The organism is Planococcus maritimus (assembly GCF_001592825.1).
Lineage (GTDB): Bacteria > Bacillota > Bacilli > Bacillales_A > Planococcaceae > Planococcus > Planococcus maritimus_C.
On record NZ_LTZG01000001.1, the window covers coordinates 293,147 to 308,337 of the forward strand.

The window sequence follows — 15,191 nt, forward strand, 5'->3', positions numbered from 1 at the left end:
ATCACTTCGCCTCCTTCTTTTTGCCGGCCGCTCGGAGCAGCAGCAAACGAATGATATAGCCAGATGCTACAAAGAAAATAATAACGGCGATAACAATTTCAACAATTTCAATCGGAATGCCCGCAGCATTCGGCATGTTCAATGCCCCGTATTTCAAGGAACCGAACAAGGTTGCGCCGAACACGACACCAAGCGGCGTATTCATGCCGAGAAGTGCAACCGCGATGCCATCAAAGCCGATTCCTGTGAAACCGCCTTTGGACGAGACGTATTCAAATGTTCCGAGAGCTTCCATTGCACCGGCAAGCCCAGCAAACGCACCCGAAATGACCATCGCAAGAATGATGTTTTTGTTGACGTTCATCCCAGCGTATTCAGAAGCATTCTGGTTAAAGCCAACCGCTTTCAACTCGAATCCAAGCGTCGTTTTTTCCAAGATCAACCACATGACACCAACCATGATGAGTGCCAGTAATAAGCCAAGGTGCAAACGGGAAAATTCCGTCAAATTCTCCAAGAACTCAGAACGAAGCGAGGCACTGGCGAAGATCCGCTCTGTCCGGTCTCCGCCTTCTGAAACGGTCTTGATCAAGGCGTTCGTTACGTGAAGCGCGATATAGTTCATCATGATCGTCACGATAACTTCGTGAACACGGAACTTGGCTTTCAATAGCCCCGGAACAAAGCCCCATAAAGCCCCGGCCACAGCTGCTGCGAGAATCGCCAGTGGCAAATGAATGATTTTCGGCAATTCGACCGCTACGCCAACATAAGCTGCAGCGAACCAACCGACGATCAATTGCCCTTCTACTCCAATGTTAAAGAGCCCTGAGCGGAAAGCGAATGCGACCGCTAGACCGGCCAATAAATAAGGTGTGATTTGGCGAAGTGTTTCGCCGATGGTGTAAAGGTCTCCAAAAATACCGTTCCATAATGCTGCATAGCCTTCAATCGGGCTATAGCCGCTGACGAGCATAATAATTGCTCCGACAATCAGGCCGAGCACGACGGAAACGATCGGGACCAGCAAATTGGTCACTCTATTCGACACTGTGCTTCCCGCCTTTCTTGTCTTTTTCCGCATGACCCGCCATAAGAAGACCCAGTTGTTGTTCAGTCGTTTCTTCGGGAATCACCACATCAACGATTTCGCCGTCATGAATAACGGCGATGCGGTCGGAGACGTTCATGACTTCGTCCAATTCAAATGAAATCAATAAGACCGCTTTGCCATTATCACGCTGCTCAATCAAGCGGCTATGAATAAATTCGATGGCACCAACGTCCAATCCGCGAGTCGGAAGGGCTGCAATGAGCAAATCTGGATTGCGGTCGACTTCACGGCCAATGATTGCTTTTTGTTGATTTCCGCCGGACAATGCCCGTGCAGGTTCATGAGGTCCTTGCGTACGCACATCGTAATCTTTAATGATCTGCTGTGCTTTTTCTGTAATCTTGTTATAGTCCATGATCCCTGATTTTGAGATCGGCGCTTGGTAATAGGTTTGCAAGGCAATGTTATGCCCGATTGGGAAATCGAGTACCAAGCCATGCTTATGACGGTCTTGCGGAATATGGCCAACGCCAGATTCTGTTACTTTACGTGGTTTCATTCCAGTAACGTCTTTGCCGTGGATCAACACTTTTCCACTTTTGACTTTTCTGAGTCCCGTAATCGCTTCGATCAATTCTGACTGCCCGTTTCCGTCGATTCCCGCAATTCCGACAATTTCACCTTTGCGAACGGTCAGATTCAAGTTTTTCACCTTGGCGATGCCGCGATAGTCTTCAACGACGAGATCTTGCACCGTTAAGGTTTCTTCTGTCGGATACGCAGGACCTTTTTCAGTTTTGAATGTTACTTGGCGTCCGACCATCAAGGCTGCCAAATCATTTGGGTTGGTTTCTGAAGTCGTCACCGTGCCGATGCCTTGTCCTTTACGGATGACCGTCACGCGGTCTGAAACGTCCATGATCTCTTTCAATTTATGCGTGATCAAAATGATCGATTTGCCTTCTGCGATCAAGCGCTTCATGATTTGGATCAGTTCTGTGATTTCCTGCGGCGTCAGTGAAGCTGTCGGCTCATCGAAAATCAATATCTCTGCTCCGCGGTATAAAGTTTTCAGGATTTCCACACGTTGCTGCATACCGACTGAAATGTCTTCGATGATGGCGTAAGGGTCGACATTAAGTCCATATTGTTCCGATAATTCCGCTACTTTTTTGGCAGCATCTTTTTTATTGGTAACACCCATCTTTGTCGGTTCACTGCCAAGGATGATGTTTTCAGTGACACTAAAATTCTCGACAAGCATAAAATGTTGGTGCACCATGCCGATGCCAAGATCGTTTGCCACATTCGGGTTGGAAATGTCCACTTTCTTTCCTCTGACGCGGATTTCGCCGCCTTCTGGCTGATACAATCCAAACAAGACATTCATCAAGGTGGATTTCCCTGCTCCATTTTCACCGAGCAGTGCATGAATTTCGCCTTTTTCAAGTTGCAAGGTAATATCGTCATTAGCGACAAAATTCCCGAACTCTTTGCGGATATTCAGCATTTCAATAACATATTCCACGATTCTCACTCCCTCGGAGACTGGTTATTTCTTTTTTAAATGAATTAATACATGAAAGGCTTCTATTTGTCAGAAACCTTTCATCTATTAATCTTTCGAAAAATAGGCGAAAAAAAATCATAAAGACCGGATACCCGGTCTTTATGATGACCGTATTTGACTACAGCTTATTCAGAAAGTGTTTCCGGAACTTCGATTTCTCCGCTGATGACTTTCTCTTTGAATTCTTCGATCTGGCTCATCACATCTTCTGGGATCGCACCGCGTGAATCGGCAAGCGCCACTCCATCGTCAGACAAACCGTAAGTGACTGTTTCGCCACCAGGGAATTCCCCGTTCATCGCTTGTTCAGAAATATTGATTACGGCTGTGTCGACACGTTTTAAGACAGATGTCAATGTAACGTTCACATCGCCAGCTTGTCCTTCTTCGTATTGGTCAGCATCAACGCCGATAACCCATACTTTTTCATCAGGGTTGGAATCGATGCGCTCTTTAGCTTCTGTGAATACGCCGTTTCCAGTTCCTCCTGCTGCGTGGAAAATGATATCTGCTCCAGCACTGTACATGCGGTTAGCAGTTGTTTTACCTAATTCTGCTTTATCAAAAGCACCTGTGTATTGAACATCGACTTCGATTGAATCGTCAACAGCTTTTACCCCTTCAAGGAAACCAGCTTCAAAACGTTCGATAACTGGAATTTCCATGCCTCCGACAAAACCGATTTTATCCGTTTCTGTCATAAGTGCTGCTGCAACGCCTGCAAGGAACGCTCCTTCTTGTTCTTTAAACAAAACGCTTGCAACGTTTGGAGCTTCTACTACTGCATCGATAATGGCAATTTGTGCATCTGGCTGCTGCTCAGCAATTTCTTTAACAGCGCCTTCCATCAAGAAGCCAATTCCGAAAACGACATCGAAGTCACGGCGGATCAAGTTATTCAAGTTGGTGTTGTAATCAGCGTCGGAAGCGGACTGGAGGTAATCGAACCCACCGTCGCCTTTTTCAAGGCCATTATCTTCTCCGAATTGCTGAACGCCTTCCCATGCAGATTGGTTGAAGGATTTGTCATCAACGCCTCCAACATCCGTAACCATTGCTACAGAAAAATCGCTTGCTTCTTCAGTGCCTTCTCCGCCTTCAGCAGACTCGCCGCCGTTTGAAGTATCTTCGTCGCTTCCGCATGCTGCAAGAACGCCAGCCGCCAGCATTAATGATAAACCTACGCCAAATTTACGTTTAATCAATGTGATAACCCCCAAGGTTTTTTTGATAATAGCAGGAATCAGATGTTTACAGACGTTTGCGAACTACATGGAAGCTGAATTTATCAGCCCGGAAGTAGTTCTTTGAATACAGCACTAGCCGATCGTTTTCATCGTAATGGTGCTGTTTTAATACAAGCAATGCAGTTTCCGGATCGCATTCAAGGATCGGTGATGCCTCTTCGTGATATCCCGTTGGGTCAATGAAAGTGACTGCATACGAGATGCGGATATCGCCGGATTCTTCAAGCGCCGAGAAAATGGAGCTTTCTTTGCGTCCGAGAAAATCTTCAGGCATATAGACAGATGGAACTTTGTCGATGCAATAAACGACAGGCTCCCCATTAGCCGTTCGGACGCGTTCAATGGAAATGACAGAATCATCCGGATTGCAATGAAAGCGGTTAATATCTTCTTCAGAACAAATGGACTCTGAAGTGCTCAAGTAGACCACTCCAGGTTCCATTCCCGCCCGTCGGATCATATCCGAGACGCTTGTCAATTCCTCAATGCCCGATGAAAAGACCGGTTTCGAATTGACAAACGTCCCGACACCGTGGCGCCTGACGATGACATTATCTTCTTCCAACAGCCGCAACGCCTCGCGTAGAGTCGCGCGGCTCACTCCAAGTGATTTTGATAACTCGAATTCAGAGGGCAATTTCTCTTTCTCTTTGTAGATACCCGAAGCAATATCCTGCTTCATTCGATCGATCACTTGAAGATACAATGCACGGTGATCCGATTTGATTGTCATACGATTCACCACCCATGACAGAGATCAGACATCTGATGTAAAACATTCCTACTAATCAGAATTACTATACCATTTAATAGTAGTGAAATAAATAGCAATTTGTCGAATTCTGCGAATTTTCCTGAACAACTTTTCTCAAATACTAAACATTTTGTCACAAATCAGCTAGTAAATGATCAATAATCGTCCTGCTTAGGAACCAGAACATGGCGTGGTTTACTGCCTTCATAAGGGCCGACCACCCCGCGCTGCTCCATTTGGTCTATGATTCGTGCTGCTCTGGAATAGCCGACGCGGAATCTGCGCTGTAGCATCGACACGGATGCGGTCTGCATTTCAGTCACCAATTGCACCGCTTCGTCGTAAAGCTCGTCCGTTTCCTGATCGACGCTCACTTCTTCAACATCGGACGGGATCATATCTTCCTGATATTGCGCTTTTTGCTGTTCAATTGAAAAGTCGACGATTTTCTCTACTTCGGCATCCGATAAAAATGCGCCCTGTACACGGACCGGCTTTGATTGCCCAGCCCCGAGGAATAACATATCGCCACGGCCCAGCAATTTCTCAGCTCCGCCCATATCCAAAATGGTGCGTGAGTCGATAGCAGACGATACTGCAAATGCAATGCGCGATGGGATATTTGCTTTGATGACGCCGGTGATGACATTGACACTCGGACGCTGCGTCGCGATGATCAAATGAATGCCTGCCGCACGCGCCATTTGAGCGAGCCTCGTGATGGCATCTTCGACTTCGTTTGAGGCAACCATCATCAAATCTGCTAACTCATCCACAATAACCACGATGAATGGCAATTTCGGATGCTTGTCGTCGTTTTCTGCATTAAATGTATCAACATAATCGTTATAGCCTTCGATATTGCGGGTGCCGGTATGGGAAAACAGCTCATAGCGCCGCTCCATTTCCGAAACGATTTTCTTTAAAGCTTGCGCTGCTTTGCGTGGGTCCGTGACAACTGGCGCAAGCAGATGCGGAATTCCGTTATAGACATTCAGTTCGACCATTTTCGGGTCAATCATCATCATTTTTACTTCGTGCGGCTTGGCGCGCATGATGATGCTCGTGATGATGCCGTTGATGCAAACCGATTTCCCGCTGCCTGTCGATCCTGCTACGAGCAAATGAGGCATTTTATTGAGTTCTGTCATGACCGCCTGGCCCGTAACATCGCGTCCAAGGCCGAATAAGAGCTTCGAATTGGGGCGATTGTTTTCTTCAGAGTCCAGCACTTCTCTCAAGCTTACGACTGCCACTTCCGTATTCGGCACTTCAATTCCGATTGCTGATTTTCCGGGTATTGGTGCTTCGATGCGTATATCCCGTGCGGCAAGCGCCAAAGCTAAATCGTCATGGAGGCTGACGATTTTGCTGACTTTCACACCGACGTCCGGCAACACTTCATACTTTGTAACAGCCGGCCCCATATGGACTTGTGTCACTTTTGCACGGACACCGAAACTTTGAAAGGTTTTTTCTAATTTTTTAGCGTTTTTCTGAATTCCTGAATATTCTCCGCTTTGGTCGCTATGCGGCGGCAATGTCAACAAATCGATCGGCGGCAAGGAATAATCTTCGTTTTCCGCTTCTTCTTTCATCGACATCACCGGCTCTTTAAGGATTTCACCCGTTTCAGGGTCAACGCGGCGGGTTTCTTCAAAAGGCTCAGTGGCCAATTTTTCATTTTCCGCCTCTTTGGACTTCGGCTTGACCTTTTCAGTAAAGGCTGAAATGATCGGTTCTTTGTCAGTGTCGTCTTCTGCTTCCCGCTCGGTTTCCTGATCAAAGACCAATGTCGTCTCTGTTTCTTCTAGTGCATCGTCATAAGCGAGCTGTTCGTTCATTTCCAATACCTTTTCAGGTGCATTTTTTTTGCGCGGCTGTTTTTTCGCCGGTTTTTGTTCCGGTTTAAAACGTATTGTCAAAGATTTCATTGCTTCACCGACTGCCGGCAAGCGCTCTGCAATAACCGGGGCAGCTGTTTTGCCTGTTAAAATAATGGCACCGATTGATAGCAAGATGATGGCGATCACCCATGTCCCGGCAGTGGCGAACAGGACGTGGAGCAGCGCATACAATACCGCGCCGAAAAAGCCGCCGCCTGTCGCTTCATAATTGCCCCAGAGTGTACCGGTCATCTGCGTCATTTTCGAAGTTTCTGACATGACATTTGCCGAAGTGATCGGCAGGATAGAACTTGCTGACCAGATTAAATGGCTGATCAACAAAGCACCCGCAAACAAAAACAGCGATCCTGCGGCAATTTTCGCACGGATTTTCGGCAATCCTCGCTTGACCATGATATGAAGAGCAATGGCCGTCAATGCCAAGGGTGCAAGAATAGCCAGATAGCCGAACAGATACTCTGCCATATTATTGAACATGCGGCCGATTAACCCGAGACGGAAGACCATTAAGATCGCGATGCCGATCATGATAAGCCCTATTACTTCATAAGCGATCATCGGCACGGGTTGCCGTTTCTTTTTCGCTCTTGGTTTAGCTTTTGGTTTGGTACGTGGTTTGGTCCGCGGCTTCGCGCTAGGTTTTTTATTCGTACGGCTTGGCGCCATGAAATTCCCTCTTTTCTCACGTAATGAAAAAGGATTCCTGCCGATAACATCGGTATGGAATCCCTTTACTTGTATTCTTAGTATTCCATGATGATCGGAATGATCATCGGACGTCGCTTCGTTTGCTGGTACAGATACGAATTTAGCGTATCGCGGATTTCCTGTTTAATATTGTTCCATTCGAAGGCATCGCGCGTCACGTATTTATCGACGACTTTGCGCACCAATTGACTCGACTCCTCAAGCAATTGCTCCGACTCGCGGACATAGACAAAACCTCTGGAAATGATTTCAGGACCTGATGCAATGCGTTTTTCCTTACGGTTCAAGGTAACGACGATAATAAAGATTCCATCCTGCGACAAGAGCTTGCGGTCACGCAGGACGATATTGCCGACGTCCCCGATGCCGATTCCATCGATCAAGACATTGCCTGTCGTCACACGGCCGCTCATGCGGACTTTCTCTTTTCTGTATTCGACGATATCGCCTTTATCGGCAATGAAGATGTCCGATTTTGCGATTCCGACTTGCTGAGCCAACTTGGAATGGGCAATGAGCATTTTGTATTCTCCTTGAATCGGCACGAAATACTTCGGCTTCATCAAGTTCAGCATCATTTTCAAATCTTCCTGGCTGCCGTGCCCGGAAACGTGGACTTTCTTATTAGACGTCAATACTTTCGCGCCAGCTTTAGCCAATTTGTTCATCGTCTGGAACATTGGCACTTCCATGCCTGGCGACGGCGTGAACGTGATCAACACCGTATCCGTTTCGTTAATGCGCACGTCTTTATGCTGGCGTCTGACCATTTTATCGAGTGCTTCTAACGGTTCGCCTTGGTTGCCTGTTACGATGATGACCACTTCATCATCATTGTATTTCTCGAGATCCTTCAAGGAAATGACGGTCTCTTCATCCACTTCAAGATAACCAAGGCGCAAGCCGACTTCGTAGCTCTTCTCTAAGCTTTTGCCGATGACGGCTACTTTTTTGCCGGTTTGTTGCGCAATGTCGAACACTTGCTGGATGCGGATGAAATTGGATGAATAAAGCGATACAAGAATTCGGCCCGGCGCTTGGTGGAATGCCGTCAAGATATGGTCAGCTACGACTGTCTCAGACGTCGTGTAGCCTGGGCGTTCCGCTTCAGTGGAATCCGACAGGAGCATTAAGACCCCGTCTTCACCGAGTTTTGCCATTTTGGCATAATCCGGGCGGTAGCTGCCTTGCATCGACTGGTCAAATTTAAATTCCCCGGTATGGACAATCGCGCCTTCTGATGTATGGAAAACAATTCCGAGTGCATCCGGAATGCTGTGTGTCGTATGGAAAAAGGTGACGTGTGTTTTGTCAAAATTCATGCGGCTCTTATTCGTGACTTCAAAGAATTTATGATGTTTGAGCGAGCTAAGCTCTTTTACGTGCTCTTTAGCAAGCGCAATGGTCAGCTTCGACCCATAAACCGGCGCTTGTACTTTCTTCAATAGGTAAGCAATCGACCCGATCGCATCCTCGTGGCCATGCGTCAGGAAGATCCCTTTGACACGATCTTTGTTTTCTTCGAGATAAGTGACATCCGGAATGACGATGTCGACGCCAAGCATCTCATCTTCCGGGAACATCAACCCGCTGTCGACGACGAACAGGTCATCGTCGATATCGATGACGTACATCGCTTTCCCGATTTCTCCTACTCCGCCAAGCGGAATGACTCTAATGACTTCATTTTTAATTTTACTCAATTGATTTCCTCCTAAAAATATTTCACCCGTACAGATCCATAGACTTCATTATACGGTAATCACCGGTAACAGTCCAAAGAAAAAATAATCCCTAGCTTCCACCTTCTGCTCCAGCAGTGAAACCGGGCGCTCGCAAAAAAAGCCACCCGCCTGAGTCAGAAAGAAAACGACTTTCTGCGATCGGCGGATGGCTATGGGTTTTACTCGCGCTGGTCGTTAATCGAGGCAGAACGATTGGTTACCAGCTTACAGCAATTGTTCTTCAATAAGCGCTTCAGCAATTTGCACCGAATTCAACGCGGCGCCTTTGATCAAGTTATCGGAAACGACCCACAGATGATAGCCGTTTGGGTTGTCGAGGTCTTTGCGGATACGGCCGACAAATACTTCATCTTTCCCAGCTGCCATCAAAGGCATTGGGTATTCCTGATTGGCAGGGTCGTCCTGCAAGACAACACCTGGTGCGCCATTTAGCGCCTCTCTCACTTGTTGGACGGACGGTGCGTCACCCAATTCGACGTAGACGGATTCAGAATGTCCTGTAACGACTGGCAGCCGCACACAAGTCGCCGCGACCGCCAAGCCTTGGTCACTCATGATTTTTTTTGTTTCATTGATCATTTTCATTTCTTCTAAGGTATAGCCATTGTCTGCGAATTGGTCAATCTGCGGCACTGCATTAAAGGCAATCGGATAATGGCGATCGGCTGATTTTACAGGCAAGACTTTCGCTTCGGCCGTTGCAGCGTTATCAAAATCCGCTGATTGATCTTTCAATTCGTTGATGGCATCGATTCCAGCACCTGACACAGCTTGGTAAGTGGAAACGATAATCTTCTGCAAGCCGAACTGTTCTTTTAGCGGCTGCAAGGCGCACACCATTTGGATGGTCGAGCAATTCGGGTTGGCAATGATGCCGGAATGGCCTTTCAGTGCCGCTTTGTTCACTTCAGGGACGACTAGCGGCACCTCTTCGTTCATGCGGAACGCACTTGTGTTGTCCACGACCACTGCGCCACGTTTAACAGCTTCAGGCGCAAACTTCTCCGAGATGCTGCCCCCTGCGCTGAACAGAGCGATGTCCACTCCGTCAAACGATTCTGGCACCGCTTCTTCTACGATATAAGTTTGTCCATTAAAGTTGATTTCTTTGCCGGCAGAGCGGGCAGAAGACAGGAATTTGATATCCCCGACAGGGAAGTTGCGCTTTTCCAGCTGGTCTTTCATTTGCTGGCCGACAGCACCGGTTGCGCCCATGATCGCTACATTATAGGTTTTCACTCGACTCTCTCCTTCTTAACTAATTTGCGTTATTGTATCACAATTCATCGCTTTAGCGGGACAAAATGTCGCGATTCGTCTTTCATTGTGAACGGATGATGGAGACGGCGGGGGCAGCAGCAGTCAATTGCATCAAATTAAGGACGTGATCCCGTTTGACCGCATCGATCAAGCGAATGATGTCATCGGCGGACTGGTGTTTGCCGTGAAGCAATTCATATTTACCGTTGCGGCTCATGCGGGAACCCGTACCTTCTAATCCAAGCAGCAAATTGCCTTTTAATTGCTCGCGGGAATCCGAAATTTCCAACTCGCTAATATCGCCTTCTCGCATGCGCTGAAGTGATGTTCGAATCAACTCCTCCACTTCCCCAACTTGATGATCGGCCGTCCCGCCATATATGGCGAGCGTGCCGTGATCGGAGTAGGCAGAATGATACGAGTAAACGGAATAGGCAAGGCCCCGGTCTTCGCGGATTTCCTGGAACAGGCGAGATGACATGGAGCCGCCGATGATATTGTTCAGCACTGCTAGCGCAAATAATCGGTCATCCTGCAGCGACAAGCCGGGATACCCGAGACAGATATGGGCTTGCTCGGTTTCTTTATATTTAATCGACTGCCCTGGGACAAAATTCGGCAAAATATGTGCATTGTCTGGACTTTTTCGCTCGAACGAACCGAATAACGCTTCGATTTGCCCCAGTAGCGTATGATCAATTTGGCCGGCTACGGAAATAACTGTGTTCGACGGGGTATAGTGGCGTTCCATATAATCCAAGATTTGCTGTCTTGAAAACCGATCCAATGTTTCGACAGTCCCTAAAATAGGCGCGCCGATGGCATTGTCAGGATACATCACCCGCCACAATTGTTCATGGACATCGTCATCCGCCATATCTTCAGTCATGCTGATCTCCTCTTTGACAACAAGCCGTTCTTTATCGATCTCTACCGGATCCATCACTGAATTGAAAAACATATCCGCCAAGACTTCGACTGCGAGCGGCGCATGATGGTCAAGCACTTTGGCGTAATAGCACGTATATTCTTTTGAAGTATAGGCATTCAAATCGCCGCCAATGCGGTCGAATTCCCGTGCGATATCTTTGGCGCTGCGTTTTTCGGTGCCTTTGAACAAGAGATGTTCAATGAAATGGGTGATGCCGTTTTCTTCCGGGCGCTCATCACGTGACCCTGTATTGACGAATACCCCGACCGCTACGGAGCGGAAATGCGGAATATGTTCAGAAACGATGCGCAAGCCATTTTGGCAAGTATAAGTGGTAACCATTGAAAGCCCTCCTGTATATGAAAAAAATTGCCGGCGAGTGCCACCGGCAATTTTTCCAATCTGTTTTCATTTACTGTTTCAAGCCTTTTCGGCTGCTTCTTTTTCTTCTTTCAAAACCGTTTTGCGGGACAAGTTGACGCGTCCTTGGCGGTCGATTTCGATGACTTTGACTTTGATGATATCGCCCATCTTCAAGACATCTTCCACTTCTTTCGTCCGCTCTTCCTGGATTTCAGAAATATGGAGAAGGCCGTCTTTGCCCGGGAACAATTCAACGAATGCACCGAATTTTTCGATGCGCTTGACTGCGCCTTCGTAATATTCGCCGACTTTCGCTTCGCGTACGATATTCTCGATCATCGCTTTCGCTTTGGCGTTCATTTCTTCATCAACAGAAGAGATGAAAATCGTGCCGTCTTGTTCGGTGTCGATCTTGACGCCTGTTTCATCAATGATTTTATTGATGACTTTTCCGCCAGGTCCGATGACATCACGAATCTTATCTGGATTAATTTTCACCATGATGATCTTCGGCGCAAATTTCGACAAAGTCGTGCGCGGTGTATTGATCGTAGCGATCATCGATTCGAGAATGTGCAAACGACCGATTTTCGCTTGAGTCAATGCTTCTTCTAAGATCTCGCGGGACAAGCCGTCGATTTTAATATCCATCTGCAAGGCTGTGACACCTTCTGCCGTTCCAGCGACTTTAAAGTCCATATCGCCGAGATGGTCTTCCATCCCTTGGATATCGGAAAGAACCGTATAGTTCTCGCCTTTTTTCACAAGGCCCATCGCAATTCCGGCAACAGGTGCTTTAATTGGCACACCTGCATCCATCATAGCTAAAGTAGATGCACAGATGCTTGCTTGTGATGTAGAACCGTTCGATTCCAATACCTCGGAGACCAGGCGGATCGTATAAGGGAAATCTTTTTCATTTGGAATGACTGCTTCAAGCGCACGTTCGCCTAGAGCGCCGTGGCCAATTTCGCGTCGGCCGGGGCCGCGCAAGAAGCCAGTTTCCCCGACAGAGAATAACGGGAAATTGTAATGGTGCATAAACCGCTTCGTCTCTTCCAAGCCAAGGCCATCGATGATTTGAACATCACCAAGTGCGCCAAGGGTACAGATACTCATTGCCTGCGTTTGGCCGCGCGTGAAAAGGCCAGAACCGTGAGTACGTGCAAGAACGCCGACTTCAGAAGAAAGTGCGCGGATCTCGGATGGGCCGCGACCGTCTGGACGAATTTTTTCATCCGTGATCAGGCGACGCACTTCATCTTTAACCATTTTATCAAGCACTTGGCCTGCTTGTTTTTTAATATCGTCTTCTGAATCTGCATAGGCTTCAAGCGCACGTTCGCGAACAGCGGCAATGGCTTCATTGCGCGCTTGCTTTTCGTTTACTTGAACAGCTGCATTCATGTCTTCTTCCACAGCCGTTTTCAGTTCAGCCGTCAAATCCGCATCCAATTCGTATAATTGGACTGCAGATTTCTCTTTAGCCACTTCTGCAGCGATTTCTTCTTGGAAAGCGATCAATTTCTTGATTTCTTCGTGGCCGAACATGATCGCTTCAAGAATAGCCTCTTCAGACACTTCTTTCGCACCGGCTTCTACCATATTGATGGCGTCTTTTGTACCGGCAACCGTCAAATTGATTGAGCTTTTCTCCAGTTGTTCGCCTGTCGGGTTGATAATGTACTCGCCATCAATCATGCCGACGATGACGCCTGCGATTGGCCCGTCGAATGGAATATCTGAAATCATCAAAGCGAGTGACGATCCAAACATCGCAGCCATTTCAGATGGGCAATCCTGATCGACTGACATAACCATGGAAATGACTTGCACCTCGTTGCGGAAACCGTCAGGGAATAGCGGACGCAATGGACGGTCAATCAAGCGGCTGATCAAAGTCGCTTTTTCAGACGGGCGCCCTTCGCGTTTGATGAATCCACCCGGGATTTTTCCGACTGCGTATTGGCGCTCTTCATAGTTCACCGTAAGTGGAAAGAAATCCAACGGTTTTGGTGATTTTGATGCCGTAGCAGTGGATAGTACTGCTGTATCGCCGTAACGGATTAATGCCGCTCCGTTCGCTTGTTTAGCCAGTTGACCGACTTCGACCTTTAGTTCGCGGCCAGCCCAGTCAAATGAATAAGTCTTTTTTGTTTGCTCCATAGTCGAGCTCCTCTCTTACTGTGTTTCATTGTAGTATGTATCTCTCAATAGTGTATCAAAAAAGCACATCAAGTGCGATTCAATGATATGTTTTAAGCATAAAGAAAAAGCGGGACGAATCCCGCTTTCTCTGCTTGCTATTATCGGCGTAGGCCAAGTCTTCCGATTAACTCACGGTAGCGTTGTACATCGTTCTCGCGTAGGTATTTAAGCAAGTTACGACGGCGTCCAACCATTTTGAATAGACCACGACGTGAATGGTGATCTTTCTTGTGGGTACGCAAGTGCTCGTTCAAGTTGTTGATGTCTTCTGTAAGAATGGCGATCTGAATTTCTGGAGAACCAGTATCAGTGTCATGCACTTTGTATTCATTGATCAATTCATTTTTACGTTCTTGAGTGATTGCCATGCTGTTCCACCTCCTAATCTCTGATAGCCCCTATTACCTAGCAAACGTTGGTGATTCGATGTGCCAAGCAACGGTTAGTACGTTCAGTACTTTGATATCATAGCACAGTGATTTCCTGAAATCAACTGTCCTACTTATACTTTGAAATATTGCGTAGCAGTCTCTTTATCCAGTCCGATTTGTTCTTTCAATTCATCGATACCGGAAAATCTCTGCTCATCTCGAATGCGTTTATGCCATTCGACAATGACTTTCTCGCCGTAAATAGACGTATCAAAATCGAGAATATGGACTTCGATAACTAAGTTTTTAACATCCGGGTTGTTGAATGTCGGCTTGTATCCGACATTGCAAACTCCATCATAATACATGCCTTGCACTTCAATCCGTACGGCGTAGACGCCACGCTTTGGAACGAATGTGCCGAGTTCTGGTTCGACATTGGCGGTTGGAAAACCGATTGTCCGCCCACGCTTGTCACCATTAACGACTGTTCCAGAAATCCGGTAGGGCCTGCCGAGCAATTGATGGACCGGTTCCACCATTCCATCTTTTAATAAATGGCGAATGCGCGTCGAACTGATTTTTTCATCTTGCGCTTCGATTTTGCCGACCGTCGTGACATTATAGCGGCCGCTGCCGATCGACTGCATCAATTCCATATCTCCGCCGCCTTTATAACCGAAAGAGAAATCAAATCCAGCAACGACTTCCTTAACGCCTAAGCCATCAATGAAATGCTCGACAAATTGTTCAGGCGACAGTTTGGCAAATTGGGAAGTGAAGCGGACAATATAACAGATATCAACGCCCATCTCCTGCAAAATGTCCATTTTCTGGCTAAGTGGCGTGATATAAAACACTTCTTCTTTCCGGCCGCCGAGTACGAGCGATGGATGTGGATCAAAGGTCATAACAGCCGACTTCATACCAGTTGATCGCGCTTTGTCTATCGCCGTTCCGATCACTCGCTGATGCCCCTTGTGAACGCCGTCAAAAAAACCGATCGCCATGGACAATGGCCCATGTTCTTGTGCTTTCATGTCGTGAGGATAACTCAAGTGAATGATTTTCAT

Annotated in this window: 11 protein-coding genes; all 11 read right to left on the reverse strand. The window is 47.3% G+C overall.

Features of this window, described 5'->3' with window-relative positions:
- Window position 1: 1 nt before the first annotated feature.
- A complete protein-coding gene (locus tag AY633_RS01550) occupies window positions 2–1,051 on the reverse strand; it encodes an ABC transporter permease (protein WP_068485923.1) in 1,050 nt (349 codons plus the stop codon).
- Window positions 1,041–2,582, reverse strand: coding sequence for an ABC transporter ATP-binding protein (locus AY633_RS01555; RefSeq protein ID WP_068485925.1), 1,542 nt, complete (start codon window positions 2,580–2,582; stop codon window positions 1,041–1,043). Before AY633_RS01555 ends, AY633_RS01550 begins: the two co-directional genes overlap by 11 nt.
- 167 nt (window positions 2,583–2,749) lie before the next feature.
- Complete coding sequence (locus AY633_RS01560) at window positions 2,750–3,829, reverse strand: BMP family lipoprotein (protein ID WP_068485927.1); 1,080 nt, start codon at window positions 3,827–3,829, stop codon at window positions 2,750–2,752.
- A gap of 46 nt (window positions 3,830–3,875) precedes the next feature.
- The gene (locus AY633_RS01565) at window positions 3,876–4,604 is read right to left on the reverse strand and encodes a GntR family transcriptional regulator (RefSeq protein ID WP_068485929.1); all 729 of its coding nucleotides are present in this window, start codon (window positions 4,602–4,604) and stop codon (window positions 3,876–3,878) included.
- 176 nt (window positions 4,605–4,780) lie between these two features.
- A complete protein-coding gene (locus AY633_RS01570) occupies window positions 4,781–7,198 on the reverse strand; it encodes an FtsK/SpoIIIE family DNA translocase (RefSeq protein ID WP_068485931.1) in 2,418 nt (805 codons plus the stop codon).
- A gap of 77 nt (window positions 7,199–7,275) precedes the next feature.
- Window positions 7,276–8,943, reverse strand: a complete 1,668-nt coding sequence (locus AY633_RS01575) for a ribonuclease J (protein ID WP_068485933.1) — start codon at window positions 8,941–8,943, stop codon at window positions 7,276–7,278.
- Between the two features lie 246 nt (window positions 8,944–9,189).
- Window positions 9,190–10,200 carry an aspartate-semialdehyde dehydrogenase gene (locus AY633_RS01580; protein ID WP_068487841.1) on the reverse strand — a complete coding sequence of 337 codons (1,011 nt, stop codon included), beginning with the start codon at window positions 10,198–10,200 and terminating at the stop codon, window positions 9,190–9,192.
- 106 nt (window positions 10,201–10,306) lie between these two features.
- On the reverse strand, window positions 10,307–11,518 hold the full coding sequence (locus tag AY633_RS01585) for a M16 family metallopeptidase (RefSeq protein WP_068485935.1): 1,212 nt from the start codon (window positions 11,516–11,518) through the stop codon (window positions 10,307–10,309).
- A 78-nt stretch (window positions 11,519–11,596) separates the two neighbouring features.
- A complete protein-coding gene (gene pnp / locus AY633_RS01590; RefSeq protein ID WP_068485937.1) occupies window positions 11,597–13,705 on the reverse strand; it encodes a polyribonucleotide nucleotidyltransferase in 2,109 nt (702 codons plus the stop codon).
- Window positions 13,706–13,845: 140 nt separating this feature from the next.
- Window positions 13,846–14,115: a 30S ribosomal protein S15 gene (gene rpsO, locus AY633_RS01595; protein WP_068462811.1), complete on the reverse strand. Its 270-nt coding sequence runs from the start codon at window positions 14,113–14,115 to the stop codon at window positions 13,846–13,848.
- A 134-nt stretch (window positions 14,116–14,249) separates the two neighbouring features.
- Window positions 14,250–15,191: a riboflavin biosynthesis protein RibF gene (gene ribF, locus AY633_RS01600; protein ID WP_068485939.1), complete on the reverse strand. Its 942-nt coding sequence runs from the start codon at window positions 15,189–15,191 to the stop codon at window positions 14,250–14,252.

What these genes read in the sequence shown, in the direction of transcription:
- AY633_RS01565 (WP_068485929.1), bottom strand. Translation starts at nt 4,604, where the DNA reads ATGACAATCAAATCGGATCACCGTGCATTGTATCTTCAAGTGATCGAT.
- AY633_RS01570 (WP_068485931.1), bottom strand. Translation starts at nt 7,198, where the DNA reads ATGGCGCCAAGCCGTACGAATAAAAAACCTAGCGCGAAGCCGCGGACC.
- AY633_RS01580 (WP_068487841.1), bottom strand. Translation starts at nt 10,200, where the DNA reads ATGGGCGCAACCGGTGCTGTCGGCCAGCAAATGAAAGACCAGCTGGAA.
- AY633_RS01585 (WP_068485935.1), bottom strand. Translation starts at nt 11,518, where the DNA reads ATGGTTACCACTTATACTTGCCAAAATGGCTTGCGCATCGTTTCTGAA.
- pnp (WP_068485937.1), bottom strand. Translation starts at nt 13,705, where the DNA reads ATGGAGCAAACAAAAAAGACTTATTCATTTGACTGGGCTGGCCGCGAA.
- rpsO (WP_068462811.1), bottom strand. Translation starts at nt 14,115, where the DNA reads ATGGCAATCACTCAAGAACGTAAAAATGAATTGATCAATGAATACAAA.
- ribF (WP_068485939.1), bottom strand. Translation starts at nt 15,191, where the DNA reads ATGAAAATCATTCACTTGAGTTATCCTCACGACATGAAAGCACAAGAA.